This is a genomic window from Segatella salivae DSM 15606 (assembly GCF_000185845.1).
In the GTDB taxonomy this organism is placed as follows: Bacteria; Bacteroidota; Bacteroidia; order Bacteroidales; family Bacteroidaceae; genus Prevotella; species Prevotella salivae.
In genome coordinates, this window is record NZ_GL629647.1 from 1,946,704 (window position 1) to 1,963,825 (window position 17,122).

The window sequence follows — 17,122 nt, forward strand, 5'->3', positions numbered from 1 at the left end:
GCGTGGTGAAACAATTGTGAGAGTGATGTTGTTGATAATAAAGCGTAAAATGGTTTGCGTCATTTCATCGTGTAAAATACGGCAAAACACACGACCATTTGAGGCATTTTAGCGCGTAAAATGACGCAGATTACAATGCCATTTAAGTTCAACGCTGAAGGCGTTGTACCTTTGATAGCCCAGGGTTGGTGTCAGCCTACCCTGGGTTATGTGTGTAGTGAGGAAGTCAACGGCGTAGGTGTTGTACGTTTTCTGTGTGGAATGCCGTGATAAAATGACGAGGAATAAAAGGTACAACGCCTACAGCGTTGTTCTCGCTAATGGCAAATAACCCAGGGTAGACTACGCTTTTGCTTGTCAACCCTGGGCTATCAAACGAACAACGCTTACAGCGTTGCGCGATGAGGGCATTTATATTACAAAATTCATTCATTTGAATAATGGCGTAATACCTACGCAGTTGCGAGATGAAACAATTGTGGGCGTGATGTCGTTGATAATAAAGCGTAAAGTGATTTGCGTCATTTCATCGCGCAAAATACGGCAAATCACACGACCATTTGACGCATTTTAGCGCGTGAAATCTTTTATTATACGCGATGCTTTTATTTAGATGATGTGAAGAACGAAATCAAGAGGGGTGAGAACCACCTTAAAATGATGTTATCTGTTGCTGGAATTTATTGCATTTATAGACACATTCTAAAACGGCAAGCGAACGAAAGAATAAGGCATAAAAATTTGTTTTATAAGATAAAAAACCTAACTTTGCAATACGATATCATTAATTTTTCAACATAATGGACAACTTAAAGAGAGATTTTGCATCAAGATTGCTGCAGGTAAAAGCCATTAAACTTCAGCCAAATAATCCTTTCACATGGGCTTCAGGATGGCTTTCGCCGTTCTATTGTGACAATCGTAAGACGCTGTCTTACCCTGAATTGCGCAATTATGTGAAGTTAGAGCTTGTGCATAAAGTGCTGGAATGTTTCCCCGAAGCAGAGGTTGTAGCTGGTGTTGCGACTGGGGCTATCGCTCAAGGCGCTTTAGTGGCCGACGAACTCAACTTGCCTTTCGTTTATGTTCGGTCGAAACCAAAAGATCATGGCTTAGAGAACTTGATAGAAGGTGACTTGAAACCCGGCATGAAAGTCGTCGTTATAGAAGACCTTATCTCTACAGGTGGCAGCAGTTTGAAGGCTGTTGAGGCTATCAGAAGCAATGCGTGTGAGGTTATTGGCATGGTAGCGAGCTACACTTATGGTTTCCCTGTGGCAGAAAATGCCTTTCGTGAGGCCAATGTTAGACTTGAAACACTGACCGACTACGAGCATGTGGTGGCAGAAGCATTAGCTACTGGCTACATCAGTGAACATGATGTTGAGGTGTTACATGACTGGCGTCAGGCTCCCGATAAGTGGAAAAAATAAGATAAAATAAAACTTCTTATGAAGTAAAAGCCTCTCCCAGCCCATCCAAACTGGGGTGAAATAGCGCGTGATATGCAATGAAATGTTGTGTGAAAGCATGTGTTGAAGTCTTTGAAGAGAGAGGGAGTGAAGCGTGATATGCAATTATGCATTGTGTAATCCCATGCGTTGAAGGCATTGAAGCGAGGGGAAACGAAGTATGATACGCAATGATGCATTGTGAATTATGAATTATGAATTAAACTAAATGGCAACATTTGAAAGTAGTATTCGACAGATAGACTATCCTCAAGAGCGTGTTTATGCTCTGTTGAGTGACATGAATAATATAGATAAAGTGAAGGATCGTATCCCCGAAGATAAGGCAAACGGTCTTACATTTGATGCCAATTCGATAGGTATCAACACGCCAATGGGTGCTGTGAAATTAGTCATTGTGGAGCGTGAAGCCCCTAAATGTATTAAGTTTGAAACAGCAGAAAGTCCGCTGCCTTTTAACTTTTGGATTCAGATTTTGCCCGTATCCGAAACCACAAGTAAGATGAAACTCACCATCAAGGCCGAGCTAAATCCATTCATTAAGGGGATGGTTTCAAAGCCATTAACCGAAGGTATTGAGAAGATAGCTGATGCTTTGCAAGCTATTCACTATGAGTAAGCCAGGCGGTTTGAGGCTTGTTTTTGACGATTTGAAAAGAATTCGAATGATAAAGCCTAATCAATGGCGAGGCATTTGGATAGTATTAGCTTTGCTGTTGGTTTGCTCTTGTGGTAAGATTCAAAACGAATATAGTGACTTTCGTCCTTATTTCGTGTATAATAATAACGTGCGACAATGTGCTCGTTTGGCTGAAGCCATGACGCCAAATAGTGGAATCTTTTGCATCATTCAACAGCAATTTATCAGTGGAGCCACATATTATGTGTTCACAAATAGTGATGGATTGAGTCAGAAAATCATTCAAAACGACCGCGAAAGACAAGGACATTATGTGCTCGGATATAACAATGGACTCATTGTTGGCTATGGAAATCTGAGCGATCCTCAAGTGTTTTATGCCTATGATTTGGAGTGTTCTAACTGCTTTGATGCCTCATCTTTGCCAGTGCGTAGTAAGCCGTTGCATTTAGCTTCGGGTGGAATTGCGATCTGCAACGTGTGCCATCGTCACTACAATCTTAACAATAATGGAGTTATTATCAGTGGAGAGCGTGGCAAAAAACTAACGCGTTATCGTGCATCTTCTACGGGACCATACGGCATTTTAAGCGTAAATTAATTGCAATCAAATATTCCTTGTCTTACAAAATGAAAAGAATTGACTCACTTTTACACCTTAAAAGGGAAAGGTTTTGAACCGATTCACGAAAGGTTTTGCTTTTTTTCATGAACAAAAATGAAGAATTATTTGGCGGTTTCGATAAAAGAATATACCTTTGCAAAACCTGAATTGCGGAAATAGCTCAGTTGGTAGAGCACGACCTTGCCAAGGTCGGGGTCGCGGGTTCGAGTCCCGTTTTCCGCTCAATAGTTACAAACTATTTCTTATTTCCAAAGCCGCAATGGTGGAATTGGTAGACACGAGGGACTTAAAATCCCTTGGCCAGTAATGGCTGTGCGGGTTCGAGTCCCGCTCGCGGCACACCCTTAATTTAATTCATAGATATGCGCAACAATCTTATTCTTACTCTTTCAGTGTGCTCATTGGCTTTAATGACATCTTGTTCTAAGTTAGGTAAGCTCACTTCTGATTGCTTTTCAGTTAGTCCAAACCCTTTAGAGACGGTTGGAGGAAAGGTTTCTGCAACGGTGGAAGGACAGTTTCCAGAGAAATTTATGAATAAAAAGGCCACAGTAACTGTGGTTCCTGAGCTCAGATATGCAGGCGGAGAAGTAGCCAAAGGACAGCCAATGACATTCCAAGGAGAGAAAGTTATGGGCAACGATAAGGTGATTTCTTATCGTCTTGGCGGTCGTTACACGATGAAAACTTCGTTTGATTATGTGCCAGCCATGCAGAAAAGCGACATGTATTTGACGTTCAATGCACGCATAGGAAATTCAAAAGTCAATGTTCCGGCAATCAAAGTTGCCACTGGAGTCATTGCAACAGCAGAACTTTATCGTAAGGCTATGCTCCAAGGCGGTGCTTGTTTGGCGCTCGATTCGTTTCAAAGAGTGATAGATCGCAAGCAAGAAGCCAACGTAAAATTCCTCATAAACCAAGCTAATTTACGTAGCAATGAGTTGAAAAACAATAGTGTTCGCGAGTTTGTTAGCATGCTTAAGCGCATCAATTCAGACCGAGAGGGACTGGCAATCAAGAATGTTGAGGTGAAAGCTTATGCCTCTCCAGAAGGTGGTTTCAGCTTTAACGATAAGTTAGCCAATAAGCGTCAGAATGTCAGTGAAGGCTATGTGAAGCAACAACTCAAAGGAACGAAACTAAAAACAGACATAGATGCCCACTACACTGCACAGGATTGGGATGGTTTTATGAAGCTCGTTCAGGCGAGTAAGATACAAGATAAGGACGTAATCTTACGCGTTCTGTCCATGTATAAAGACCCACAAGAGCGTGAAAAGCAAATACGTAACATGAGTGAAGGCTTCCGTGAGCTCGCCGATGGCATCCTTCCAGAACTCCGTCGCAGTCGTTTGATTATCAATTATCAAACAATTGGTCGCAGCGATGACCAGATTCAACAGCAATATGCGGCTGATCCTACGAAGTTAAGTCTTGAGGAATTGCTCTATGCGGCATCGTTAACAAACGACAAGAACGCTAAGAAGGCAATCTATAAAAAGACTACTGAGCTCTATGATCGCGATTACCGAGCTTATAACAACCTTGCTGCCTTGGCATTAAACGATGGTGATGAGCAGACGGCTCAAAGCTATTTGGAGAAAGCTTTGCAAGTAAACCGCAAAGCACCAGAGGCATTTGCCAACAAGGCTTATATTGATTTGACACACGGAAGAATTGCCGATGCAGAACGACATCTATCAGATGCCACTGAGGCGAACGGCTTTAATGAGGTTCTTGGCAATCTACATATCGCACGAGGAAACTATGCTAACGCCTCGGATGAACTCTTTAATAACAACAATAGCGCTGCACTTGCGCAGTTGATGAACAAGAATTATGTCGCAGCTGAACAGACATTGAAAGCTATTCAGCAGCCAAACGGACTGACATATTACCTCTTTGCCGTGCTCAATGCACGCCAAGGAAAGAATGATGCGGCTGGAACCTACTTGAAAGATGCATTGCAAAAGGATCCCTCTTTGACCGAATATGCCAAGAACGACCTTGAATTTGCTAAAGTAAATCGATGAAAAAACTCTGTATTCTCATAGTACTCACGTTGGTGTTGGCTGCCTGTGGAACCGATAAACACCATTTCGAAATCGACGGAAGACTAACTAATCTCAACCAAGGTGAGTTCTATGTATACAGTCCCGACGGCCTAATTACAGGCTTAGATACCATAAAAGTAGAAGGTGGACGCTTCTCTTATGAGCTTCCATGTGAAGAGAATGGCGTCCTCGTTATAGTCTTTCCAAACTTCTCTGAGCAACCCATCTTTGCACAACCTGGTGGTTCTGTCGACGTAGAAGGCGACGCTTCACACCTCAAAGAACTTGAAATCACGGGAACAGATGATAATAAACTGATGACAAAGTTCCGTCATCAGATTGCTAATTCATCGCCCCCCGAGATTGAAAAAGACGTGAAATATTTCGTCAATGATCATCCTGAATCGACTGTTGGCCCTTATCTCATTGACAAATATCTACTTCGCAGGCCCCAGCCCAATTACAAACAAGCCTATCGTTTGTTGCTTTCATTGCAAAAAGAACAGGCTCGCAATGGCTATTTGAACCATCTTTTAGCTCAGATAAAGCCGCTTGCCGATGCCTCTTCTGATAGGTTCCCTGCATTCTCGGCTATTGATATACAGGGCAAATCCATTTCTTCCACAACCTATTCTGCGGCTCCTGTTGCCATCATCTATACGTGGGCATCGTGGAGTTATGAGAGTTCCACACTGCAACAGCGCTTGCTTGATATGCAAACGCGTGCCAATGGGAAACTCCAATTGCTTGGAATCAACCTCGATGCAAGCCGAAAATCTTGCAAAGATAACCTTGAAAGTCAGGGTGTTCGATGGCCCGTTGTCTGTGATGAACAATTGTTTAAGGGACCATTGGTGCTCAAATTAGGACTCACTTCCGTACCAGATAACCTCTTGTTACAGCGTGGTCGCATCATTGCTCGTGGGCTTTCGACCGATGAGCTTATTGCCCGCATTGAAAAGATGATTTGATTTTTAGTGGATATTCCACTCCTACAATAACCTTAACTCTTTCTAATCATGCTTGTAAAAACCTATTGTGCCGCTGTCAACGGACTCGAAGTAACCACTGTAACGATTGAAGTGAGCATGAATCCCGGCGTTGTTTACCACCTCACTGGACTTGGAGATAAGGCCGTTCAAGAGGGGCGTGACCGCATCGCTGCAGCCCTTTTATATTGTGGTTACAAGTTTCCCAAAGCCGATATCACCGTGAATATGGCTCCCGCTGACCTCAAAAAGGAAGGCAGTAGCTTTGATTTGCCGTTGGCAATTGCCTTACTTGCCGCCAACGGAAGCATCCAAACAGCTTGTCTTGACCAATATATGATGGTGGGAGAACTAAGTCTTGACGGCCAACTTCAACCTATCAAGGGCGCACTTCCTATTGCTATCAAAGCTCGTTCAGAGCATTTCAAAGGACTCATCGTGCCCAAAAGCAATGTCAGAGAGGCTGCCGTAGTCAATAATCTCGATGTTTATGGCATGGAAAACATCGTAGAAGTCATCAAGTTTCTTACGGGATCAGCCCACTTTGAGCCTGTAATCATCGACACACGAAAGGAGTTTTATGCACAACAAACACGATTCGATCTCGACTTTAGTGATGTTCGGGGACAAGAAAGCGTTAAACGTGCGCTCGAAGTTGCCGCAGCTGGTGGTCACAATCTTATCATGATAGGTCCTCCCGGAAGTGGAAAGTCGATGATGGCCAAGCGACTTCCTTCCATACTTCCACCGCTCTCATTGTCCGAAAGCCTTGAAACAACGCAGCTACACAGCATCGCTGGTAAGTTGGGTTGTGGCACATCGCTCATCAGTCAGCGTCCTTTTAGGTCACCACATCACACCATTTCCGAGGTAGCGCTTGTCGGAGGAGGCACAAATCCCATGCCCGGTGAGATTTCGTTAGCCCATAATGGTGTCTTGTTTTGTGATGAATTACCTGAGTTTAATAAGCATACTCTTGAAGTACTTCGACAGCCTTTAGAAGACCGAAAGATAACCATTAGTAGGGCAAAATATAACATAGAGTTTCCTTGTTCGTTTATGTTTGTGGCCAGTATGAACCCTTGTCCCTGCGGCTACTATGGCGATCCAACGCACCATTGCGTATGTACGCCGGGACAAATCCAGCACTATATGAACAAGATTTCAGGCCCTTTGCTCGATAGAATAGATATACAATGCGAGATAACTCCAGTTCCTTTTAAGGATATCAGTCGTGGAAAGCCGGGTGAAAGCAGCGAAACCATTCGCCAACGTGTTATCCGTGCGCGTGAAATTCAAACCGAACGTTTTCGCGAAATCAAGGCCGTGCACTGCAATGCACAAATGTCTGAGCGTATGATTCATACGTATGCAGAACCCGACGACGCGGGAATAGCGATGCTACGAATGGCAATGGACCGACTAAGTCTATCGGCCCGAGCCTATAGTCGCATTCTAAAGGTTGCGCGAACAATCGCCGATTTGGCAGGGGCACCACACGTTGAAGCCGACCACCTGGCTGAAGCCATAAGCTACCGCCAGCTTGATCGTGGCGATTGGGGAGAGCGATGAGGGCGTGATGCGAGGGAAATAAAGCCTCACCCCCAGCCCCTCTCCGAAGAGAGAGGGGAGTAGTTACTCTTTGAAATTGAGGGAGTAGTTTGAAGGTTAATTAGAGATGGTGATGTTATTGCTCATTAAATGTAAAATGATTTGGGGCATTTCATCGTGTAAAATACGGCAAAATACACGACCATTTGACGCATTTTAGCGCGTAAAATGATGTTGTTTAAAATACCATTTAAGTTCAACGCTGTAGACGTTATACTTTTGATAGCCTAAGGTTGGTGTCAGCCTACCTTAGGTTATGTGTGTAGTGAGGAGGTCAACGCCGTAGGTGTTGTGCTAATTTTCTAATGAATGCATCTGTCATTTCGAATGTTACACCCCACAATCTCGTTTGTATTATAATGATTTCTCGGTGAATGTGTTCAACATTATGACAACCCTCATGGTGCAACGCCGTAGGCATTATAGTAAATTCTCAATGAAACTTCCCTCCATTAAAAATACTCTTATTATGCAACTCGGTACGAGTTGTGTTTTTGATAGCCCGGGGTTGGCGAGGAACGAGCCTACCCCGGGTGAGCATCCACAAGGAGATTCAACGCCGTAGGTGTTGAGCTTTTTCTATGAAAACATGGTTATAGTGAAGGGATTCATGGTGGATTACGCTTAGAAAGCGTAACACCGATGGCGTTGAATTATTCATTTTGTGTCATAATTCATATTTTCTCGCATTAAAATATATGGCAAATTGTGTCGAAAAAACGCAACACCGGTGGTGTTGAAACATGCATTTCATAATGCTACTAACAACAAACTTGGCTATTATTCGCCGTGTTTCATGCGATGATATGCATGTTTTCATTTCCTAATAAATGATGATTGTGAAATTTGTTAAAAGCTTGTAACTTTGCAAAATATTTTATATAAAACAAAAACATGAAGTCATTTCTTTTCCTATGTGCGGCATTTCTTCCCTTAAATGCACTGGCAGAAACAGCTGATTCGACTATAGCTCAACACCACACGCTATCAGAAGTGGTTGTGAAGGGATTCAAACAAGACAATCTGAACAATGCTCCCATGTCGGTTTCTGTGGCAGGAAGTAACTTTCTTCAACACAATGAGCTGAATGGTTTGCGTGATATGAGTTGTGTTTTTCCTAATCTTTTCATCGCCGATTATGGCGCTCGACAGAACACTCCGATTTATATTCGTGGCATAGGTTCAAAGACCAACGCTCCATCTGTAGGCTTATATGTCGATGGTATGCCTTATTTCGACCGGTCAGTTGTCGACTTAGAACTCGCTGGAATCAGTGGAATAGAAGTGTTGAGAGGCCCACAAGGCACGCTCTATGGACGCAATTCAACAGGTGGACTCATTAATATCTACACCTATTCGCCTTTAGATTACCAGAACACTATAGCCAAAATCAGTTATGGTTCGCGTAATGATGTGCGCTTGGGTGTGGCACATTATCAAAAGATTGCACCGCGTTTAGGACTTCATGTGGCTGGAAACTACCACCGCAACGATGGATTCTTTCGCAACCTTTATACGGGAAAGAAAGCTGACGACTTGCAAGATGCAAACGCAAAGATAGGACTTGCCTGGCAGGCGGCACCGCTTTGGACGATGCGTTTGAATGTGCTTTTCGACCATTCTACCCAAGGTGGCTACCCATATGGCGTCTATCATGCCAATGATAATACTGCCGATGCCGTGAATTATAACCGCAACAGCGACTACAGACGCAATGTGTTGTCGGCTGGAATGAACTGGCTTTATCGCGGAAATGCTTTCCGTTTCAATGCGCAGACATCGTTTCAACACAGCAACGACAAACAACACATCGACCAAGACTTCACTCCTCAGGACCTCTTTTTCGTCACAACACAACTGAAACAAACGCTCGTGAGCCAGGAATTCACGTTGCGTTCGGCCGACATTAAAGGCAGATATCACTGGATTGTGGGCGCATTTGGCTTCTATCAAAAGGCGAATAACTCGGTAGAAACGCAATTCATTACACGCAGTTTAGCTACACCTAAGTACTATAACAACCCCACTTGGGCAGCTGCTTTATATCATCAGTCAACGTATGACCTAACAAAGAGCACGCACATTGCAGTGGGATTGCGTTATGACTATGAGCGTGTTGGCGAAAACTATGAAGCAAACAAATATACATTGACTGCCGGACCATCGAGTAAAGTACAAACAGCGACGTTCGAAGCACATAAATATTTCAGGCAGTTTACACCGAAATTTACACTCAGTCAGCAGCTTTCGGCCGACAAAATAGTGTATGCTTCAATCGCAAGAGGATATAAAGCAGGAGGTTATAACCTTACTTCGACAACGAATGAACTACCAGCTTATGACCCCGAATATAACTGGAACTATGAGATTGGGACAAAGATGGCTTTCTTGAATGGTACACTTCAAACCGAAATGGCGCTCTTCTATATTGATTGGAAGCATCAACAGGTGACCTCAACTGTACCGGGTTTGGGCAACATTATCAACAATGCAGGCCACTCTAACAGTAAAGGTGTGGAGCTTTCTGCCACATGGCGCCCGACAACACAATTCGAACTGCAAGCCAACTACGGGTATACTTATGCAAAGTTCCTACGTTATGAAAAGAGCAACACCATTAGTTTTACAGGCAAGATGTTGCCCATGGTGCCACGACAAACCATGGCTTTGGTGGCCAACTATACCATTCCACACATCATTGGCTTAGACAAACTCATGCTGAATGCAACACTTCTCGGCACAGGTAAGATTTATTGGACCGAAGATAACCATCTGATGCAACCCTCTTATGCCCTACTTAATCTCAAGGTTGCAGCCACTAAGGGATGTTTTACATGGGAGATTTGGAGTAAAAACACCACAAACACGCACTACATGAGCTATGCTTTTGCCTCTTCAGCAACGTATGCTCAGCGTGGAAAACCATTCATGTTGGGAACTTCTTTAATCTTCAAACTCCACCCATAAGCTTCAAATCATTCAATACATGCATCAAGAAAACGTCAAGAAGACAGCCTATTTGACTGTCTTCTTTAGTCTATATATCGCGCAAGCTGTGCCGATGAGCTTCTTCACTACAGCCCTTCAAGTCATCCTGCGCGAGCAAGCTGTGCCGCTTTCTATTATTGGTTTGCTGCAAGTTATTAAGCTTCCGTGGATATTAAAGGTGTTCTGGGCACCAGCAGTAGACCGCCATTGCAACACGATTCGTGACTACAAACGCACTATTGTCGGTGTAGAGATTGTCTATGCCCTATTAGTTTTACTGACGAGTATCTTCAATTTTGGAGCTATAGTGCCGTCATCTTTCCACTTCTTAATCGTCATTATTCTGCTCGCTTTAATGGCTTCTGCAACGCAAGACATTGCTACTGACGCCTTGGCCATACGCACTTCATCGCATAAACAGCGTGGATTGTTGAACAGCATGCAGTCCATGGGCAGCTTCGGGGGTAGCCTTTTAGGAAGTGGAGTGTTGCTCATGGTGCTCCATAAGTATGGTTGGAGTCGTGTGGCGCAATGCTTAAGTGTGTTTGTTCTCATAGCCCTGATTCCGTTGTTACTGCATAAGAAGCTTGCATTTCAGCAGGAAAGCAAGGTCAAGCAGCGTGCCACGTGGAAGGATTTTGGGCTGTTTTTCCGTCAGAAAGGAATCTCTCGACAAGTCATTTTCTTAGTACTTTATTACACAGGGATTATCGGTGTCATGTCAATGTTAAAGCCTTTTATGGTCGATTTGGGTTATTCGATGAAGGAGATAGGCTTTCTTTGTGGCATCGTTGGCATTGGTTCGGCCTTTGTAATGGCCTATCCGGCAGGACTCTTTGTGCGTCGTTGGGGGTATAAACGCATGCGAGTGATCTTTGCTTTCATTATGTTTCTCGCAACAATATCCTTTGTATTGCTGTCCTTATCCCATCCAACAACCTTGCTGTTAACGCTTGCCATTGTTGTGCTTTGGGGCAGTTATGGCATGGGAACAGTAGTCGTTTACACGTCATCTATGCAACATGTGCGTGCAGGAAGGGAGGGAACAGACTTCACAGTGCAAACCGTTATCACACATCTCATGGGAATTCTCATCTCCATTATTTGCGGAATCATCGCCAATAGCATAGACTACACCGGCATGTTTGCCCTACAAGGCGCCATCGCTTTAGCCTCTTTCTTTTATACAATGTACATGAATGAACAATCAAAAGACAATGAGCGAAACACTATTCAAGAAATATAACGTTCCCGTTCCACGCTATACGAGTTATCCAACGGCCAATTCTTTCGGCCCGTTTGATGAGACCGACTATTTGAAGGCTGTTGAAACATCTAATGATGCCACAGCAGACAACATCTCATTCTATATCCATATGCCGTTCTGTAGGCATCTTTGTCATTATTGTGGGTGTAATTCCGTGGCCATGGCAAAGCCAGATCGCATCACAGAATATTTTGAAACACTGCACAAAGAGATTGATTTGCTGTTGCCACATCTAAGAAAAGACCGCCGAATTAGTCAGATTCATTATGGTGGAGGCAGTCCCTCTTCAATGCCGTTGCATTTCATTCGTAGCATCAACGAACATTTGTTGTCGGCTTTTGAGACGATAGATAGGCCAGAGATTGCCATAGAATGTCATCCAGGATACCTGAAAGAAGAAGACTGGAACTATCTACTTGATAGCGGATTTAACCGCTTTAGTCTTGGAATTCAAGACTTTAATGACGAGGTTTTGCGTTGTGTGAATCGACAACCAGCCTTACTTCCTGTTGAAACCATCATGAAAATACTGCGTGAAGGCGGTGCAAAGGTGAACTTTGACTTTATCTATGGCTTGCCAAAACAATCCGTATCAGCGTTTGTTTCGACAATAAAGAAGGCGATATCTCTGCGTCCCGACCGCTTGGTTACTTTCAGTTATGCGCATCTTCCAAGCCTTTTTAAACGACAAATGATATTGGAAAAGGCAGGTCTTCCGAGTCAAAATGAGAAGTTAAAGATGTTTGAAGAGGCCTCAAAAACATTGCAGGTAGCAGGTTATGTGCCTATCGGCATGGACCACTTTGTATTGCCCGACGACGACTTGAGTGTGGCTTTACAGCACCATTCGCTTCATCGTAACTTCCAAGGATATTGCCCTCGCCGTATCACGGCACAGGTATATGCTTTTGGAGTGTCGGGAATCAGTCAGTTGGATGAAGCTTATGCACAAAACACGAAAGACATTTCAGAATATGTTTCGCGTGTCAATGCAGGACAAATGCCTATTCATCGTGGCTATGCTTTAGTGGAATGGCAGCGCATAACGCGTGAAGTCATCGAATGTATCATGTGTAACAACAGCATCAACTGGCGTGACATGGCAACGCGATTGCAGTGTAGTGTTGAGACGATTAAGCAGGCAATTCATTATGATGAGCAACAATTGACGACGCTTCAAGACGATGGTTTGATTGTGTTTGATGATGAGTCATTGCACGTTTTGCCAGAAGGCATGCCGTTTGTACGTAATGTTGCCGCTGCGTTTGACCCCATGATGCGAGACAATCACAAACAATTCTCAACCCCAGTTTAATGAATTTACCCAAAGTTTACATGCAAAACGAAATACAAACAAAGCTTGATGCCATTGTCATTGGTGCTGGATTGACGGGCTTAACGACTGCACACACGTTGAAAAAACGTGGGAAACGTGTCGTTGTTATTGAGAAAGAACAACGTGTTGGCGGTCAGATTCACACCTACCAACAAGGAGATTACACGTTCGAAAGTGGCCCAAATACGGGTGTTGTGAGTTATCCTGAGGTGGCAGAACTATTCCATGACCTTGCCCAATGGGGCTGTTCACTCGAAGAAGCGCATGAAGAGGCACGACAAAGATGGATATGGAAGGGCACAAAGTTCCACGCTATACCTTCTTCTTTGATAGGGGCTGTGCGCACTCCACTATTTACTTGGCGCGACAAATTCGGCATCTTGGGAGAGCCTTTCCGTCGAAAGGGAACGAATCCTGATGAAGATGTGGCCTCAATGGTAGTCAGAAGACTCGGCAAAAGCTATTTAGACTATGCCGTAGACCCCTTTGTTTCGGGCGTATATGCAGGCAATCCACACACACTTATCACGCGTTTTGCATTGCCAAAGCTATATAACTTAGAGCAAAACTATGGCAGTTTTATCCGTGGAGGGATAGCAAAGAGCAAGGAAAAGAAGTCAGAGCGCGAGCGGTTAGCTACAAAGAATGTCTTTTCTGCAGTGGGAGGACTGAGCCGTTTGACCGAAGCACTGGCACAATCAGTAGGAGAATCAAACATCATCTTGGGCGCAAAGGAGGTTGTTGTGACGCCTATGAACGGCCAATGGCAGGTAAGTTATAAGACAGCTACGGGCGAAACGATCAGTCTTTGCAGCCAACACGTCATCACTACCGTAGGAGCTTATGCGCTGAAAACAATGCTTCCATTTGTTGAAGAGGCTGATATGGCAGCGATATCTGCCTTGCGTTATGCCCCAATTATACAGGTAAGTGTCGGCCTTTCTGACGCACATGGGGTGGAGAATAAAGCCTTTGGAGGACTCATTCCGACGTGTGAGAAACAACCATTCTTGGGGATTCTTTTCCCTTCGGCTTGCTTTTCACAACGTTGTCCAACTGCAGGCGCACTCTATTCTTTCTTTATCGGCGGCACGAATCACACCGAAATGCTCGATAAAACCGATGCCGAACTCCAACAAATGGTTTGTAAAGGTTTGACAACAATGCTTGGTTTGCCAACTAATGTGCAACCCGATATGATACGAATCTTCCGCCATGAGCGTGCCATTCCACAGTATGAGTTGTCAAGTGGGGCACGATTTGAAGCAGTAAATCGTATAGAACAGGCATACAAAGGCCTCATTATCGGAGGTAATCTGCGTGATGGTATTGGCATGGCCGACCGCATTCGTCAGGCCGTTCGCATGGGTTCACAGCTTGCATAAAGCCTTTTTATCGCGTGAAAACATCTCAAAGAGTTGAAAATAACATAGATCTGACCTTGTCAAGAGCCTTTGATAATTTCGTTTAATTTCTTTGATTTACGCATGATTTATTGTAATTTTGCAAGCAAAGAAATCATAACCAACGATTGAGATGGAACAAAAGAAATTCAAACGCACAACAGTTACCGCGGCATTGCCTTATGCAAATGGAGGTGTTCACATAGGACATCTCGCGGGAGTATACGTTCCTGCCGACATCTATGTACGCTATTTGCGACTTAAAAAGCAAGAGGTGGTCTTCATTGGCGGTAGTGATGAGCACGGCGTGCCAATCACTTTGCGTGCCAAAAAGGAAGGTATCACGCCACAGGATGTTTGTGACCGCTATCATAAACTCATCAAAGAATCTTTCAAAGAGTTTGGAATCAGCTTTGATGTCTATAGCCGTACCACGAGCAAAACCCATAGTTTGATGGCCAGCGACTTCTTTAAGAAGCTCTATGATGACGGGAAACTCGTTGAGAAAGAAAGCGAACAATATTATGATGAGGAAGCAAAACAGTTCCTTGCTGACCGATATATCATGGGCGAATGCCCGCATTGTCACAATCAAAACGCTTATGGCGACCAGTGTGAAAAGTGTGGAAGCGACCTTAGTCCAATGGAATTAATCAATCCCCACTCTACAATCTCTGGGTCAAAGCCTGTGATTCGCAAGACAAAGAATTGGTATTTACCTCTCAACGAATATCAAACTTGGCTCAAAAAGTGGATACTTGACGAGCATAAAGAGTGGCGTCCCAATGTATATGGGCAGTGTAAGAGCTGGCTTGACATGGATCTTCAACCACGAGCAATGACCCGTGACCTCGACTGGGGAATCCCAGTACCGGTTAAAGGGGCTGAAGGCAAGGTGCTTTATGTTTGGTTTGATGCCCCCATTGGATACATAAGTAACACCAAAGAGCTATGCGACAAAGAACCAAATAAGTTTGGTTCGTGGGAGAAATGGTGGAAAGAACCCGACACACGCTTAGTACATTTCATCGGAAAAGATAACATTGTGTTCCATTGTATCATATTCCCGACGATGTTAAAAGCCCATGGTGGTTACATACTTCCAGACAATGTACCCGCAAATGAGTTCTTAAACCTTGAAGACGACAAGATATCGACGAGCCGAAACTGGGCAGTATGGCTCCACGAATACCTGAAAGAACTTCCCGGAAAGCAAGATGTGTTGCGCTATGTACTTACTGCTAATGCGCCAGAAACTAAGGATAATAACTTCACTTGGAAAGACTTTCAGGAGCGTAATAACTCAGAACTTGTCGCCATTTATGGCAACTTCGTTAACCGTGCCTTGCAGTTGACTAAGAAATATTGGGCAGGTGTGGTTCCGGCTTGTGGCGAATTGCAAGACGTTGACCGTGCAACCCTCGAAGAGTTTGAGGGAGTTAAGGACAAGTTGGAAGCCTATTTGGATGCCTTTAAGTTTAGAGAAGCCCAGAAAGAAGCCATGAACTTGGCACGCATTGGCAATAAATATATCACCGAATGTGAGCCTTGGAAGGTATGGAAAACAGACCCAAAGCGCGTTGAAACGATTCTATATATATCGCTACAATTAGTTGCTAACCTCGCCATTGCATTCGAACCATTCCTTCCTTTCTCTTCAGAGAAGCTCAGAAAGCTTATCAACATGGAGTCGTTTGACTGGAACGAGCTTGGCAGTACAAACCTTTTGAAGGCTGGACACCAACTCGCTGAGCCCGAGTTACTATTTGATAAGATTGAAGATGACGTCATTCAATATCAACTCGACAAGCTTGCGGCGACCAAAAAAGCTAATGAAGCCGCTGCATTCAAGGCCGAACCAATTAAGAAAGAGGTGGCTTTCGAAGACTTTGAAAAGTTAGATATTCGCGTGGGACATATCAAAGACTGTCAGAAAGTGAAGAAAAGTAAGAAGCTGTTGCAGTTTACTATCGACGATGGTAGTGGCGAAGACCGCACCATTCTCAGTGGAATTGCAGCCTATTATGAGCCAGAACAACTGATAGGAAAGGATGTACTCTTCGTGGCAAACTTTGCTCCTCGCAAGATGATGGGCATCGAAAGTCAAGGTATGATCCTAAGCGCGGTGAACTTTGATGGTAGTCTTAGCGTCACAACAACGCTCGGAGAGGTAAAAGCTGGCAGTCAGGTGGGCTAAAGGTTTGAGGCTCCAAATGATGAAGTCCCAAAGTAAACAGCATTGCATCTGAACTATTTTTGTTCTACATTTGGTGTAATCTTGACGCACCTTTGATTCAAATTTGATTGACATTCCCTTCAATCATCCCTTGGATTCAATTTGATGTAGATGAATGTTCGATTCAGTTTAGCCTCGCATTCGACATTAAAAGTCATGACATAAATTAAAAGGAAGGTCCTGTAAGGCCTTCCTTTTTTTCGTTCTCCCTGCTTACTGATGTAACGTTTCATTAATTATCGTAATGTAATTTGCATTAAACTACTGCGCAATTAGCGTCATTTCACAGCGTAAAATGACGCAGATTGTATGGTCATTCGACGTGTTTTATAATGCATTTGCAGTTCAACGCTGAAGGCGTTGTACGTTTGATAGCCCAGGGTTGGCATCAGCCTACCCTGGGTTATGCATGTAGTGAGGAGGTCAACGCCGTAGGTGTTGTACGTTTTCTGCGTGGAATGCTTCGATAAAATACCAATAAATAAAAGGTACAACGCC

General features: G+C 43.9%; 14 protein-coding genes and 2 tRNA genes. 15 read left to right on the forward strand and 1 reads right to left on the reverse strand.

Annotation, left to right across the window (positions count from 1 at the left end):
• Nucleotides 1-226 precede the first annotated feature (226 nt).
• Entirely contained in the window at nucleotides 227-433 is a 207-nt protein-coding gene (locus HMPREF9420_RS13350) for a hypothetical protein (RefSeq protein ID WP_007135041.1), read from the reverse strand.
• 367 nt (nucleotides 434-800) lie between these two features.
• Here HMPREF9420_RS13350 and pyrE point away from each other — a divergent pair, with 367 nt between their 5' ends.
• The 15 genes from pyrE (at nucleotide 801) to HMPREF9420_RS13365 (ending at nucleotide 17,094) form a co-directional block, all read left to right on the forward strand.
• On the forward strand, nucleotides 801-1,433 hold the full coding sequence (pyrE, locus tag HMPREF9420_RS07850; protein ID WP_007135043.1) for an orotate phosphoribosyltransferase: 633 nt from the start codon (nucleotides 801-803) through the stop codon (nucleotides 1,431-1,433).
• A 247-nt stretch (nucleotides 1,434-1,680) separates the two neighbouring features.
• Nucleotides 1,681-2,091: an SRPBCC family protein gene (locus HMPREF9420_RS07855; RefSeq protein WP_007135044.1), complete on the forward strand. Its 411-nt coding sequence runs from the start codon at nucleotides 1,681-1,683 to the stop codon at nucleotides 2,089-2,091.
• 46 nt (nucleotides 2,092-2,137) lie between these two features.
• Complete coding sequence (locus HMPREF9420_RS07860) at nucleotides 2,138-2,713, forward strand: hypothetical protein (RefSeq protein ID WP_044079178.1); 576 nt, start codon at nucleotides 2,138-2,140, stop codon at nucleotides 2,711-2,713.
• A 173-nt stretch (nucleotides 2,714-2,886) separates the two neighbouring features.
• Nucleotides 2,887-2,959, forward strand: a tRNA-Gly gene (locus tag HMPREF9420_RS07865).
• A gap of 31 nt (nucleotides 2,960-2,990) precedes the next feature.
• Nucleotides 2,991-3,076, forward strand: a tRNA-Leu gene (locus tag HMPREF9420_RS07870).
• 23 nt (nucleotides 3,077-3,099) lie between these two features.
• On the forward strand, nucleotides 3,100-4,773 hold the full coding sequence (locus HMPREF9420_RS07875) for a tetratricopeptide repeat protein (RefSeq protein ID WP_007135046.1): 1,674 nt from the start codon (nucleotides 3,100-3,102) through the stop codon (nucleotides 4,771-4,773).
• The gene (locus HMPREF9420_RS07880) at nucleotides 4,770-5,765 is read left to right on the forward strand and encodes a DUF4369 domain-containing protein (RefSeq protein WP_007135047.1); all 996 of its coding nucleotides are present in this window, start codon (nucleotides 4,770-4,772) and stop codon (nucleotides 5,763-5,765) included. Before HMPREF9420_RS07875 ends, HMPREF9420_RS07880 begins: the two co-directional genes overlap by 4 nt.
• Before the next feature lie 48 nt (nucleotides 5,766-5,813).
• Nucleotides 5,814-7,355, forward strand: a complete 1,542-nt coding sequence (locus tag HMPREF9420_RS07885) for a YifB family Mg chelatase-like AAA ATPase (RefSeq protein WP_007135048.1) — start codon at nucleotides 5,814-5,816, stop codon at nucleotides 7,353-7,355.
• A 409-nt stretch (nucleotides 7,356-7,764) separates the two neighbouring features.
• On the forward strand, nucleotides 7,765-7,959 hold the full coding sequence (locus tag HMPREF9420_RS13360) for a hypothetical protein (protein WP_169309687.1): 195 nt from the start codon (nucleotides 7,765-7,767) through the stop codon (nucleotides 7,957-7,959).
• A gap of 329 nt (nucleotides 7,960-8,288) precedes the next feature.
• Complete coding sequence (locus HMPREF9420_RS07890; RefSeq protein WP_007135049.1) at nucleotides 8,289-10,361, forward strand: TonB-dependent receptor; 2,073 nt, start codon at nucleotides 8,289-8,291, stop codon at nucleotides 10,359-10,361.
• Nucleotides 10,362-10,380: 19 nt separating this feature from the next.
• A complete protein-coding gene (locus HMPREF9420_RS07895) occupies nucleotides 10,381-11,628 on the forward strand; it encodes an MFS transporter (protein ID WP_007135050.1) in 1,248 nt (415 codons plus the stop codon).
• Nucleotides 11,600-12,964, forward strand: coding sequence for an oxygen-independent coproporphyrinogen III oxidase (hemN, locus tag HMPREF9420_RS07900; RefSeq protein WP_044079179.1), 1,365 nt, complete (start codon nucleotides 11,600-11,602; stop codon nucleotides 12,962-12,964). Before HMPREF9420_RS07895 ends, hemN begins: the two co-directional genes overlap by 29 nt.
• 20 nt (nucleotides 12,965-12,984) lie before the next feature.
• Nucleotides 12,985-14,370, forward strand: a complete 1,386-nt coding sequence (hemG, locus tag HMPREF9420_RS07905; RefSeq protein ID WP_044078848.1) for a protoporphyrinogen oxidase — start codon at nucleotides 12,985-12,987, stop codon at nucleotides 14,368-14,370.
• A gap of 151 nt (nucleotides 14,371-14,521) precedes the next feature.
• Nucleotides 14,522-16,585: a methionine--tRNA ligase gene (gene metG, locus HMPREF9420_RS07910; protein ID WP_007135053.1), complete on the forward strand. Its 2,064-nt coding sequence runs from the start codon at nucleotides 14,522-14,524 to the stop codon at nucleotides 16,583-16,585.
• Between the two features lie 371 nt (nucleotides 16,586-16,956).
• Nucleotides 16,957-17,094 carry a hypothetical protein gene (locus HMPREF9420_RS13365; RefSeq protein ID WP_007135054.1) on the forward strand — a complete coding sequence of 46 codons (138 nt, stop codon included), beginning with the start codon at nucleotides 16,957-16,959 and terminating at the stop codon, nucleotides 17,092-17,094.
• Nucleotides 17,095-17,122 lie beyond the last annotated feature (28 nt).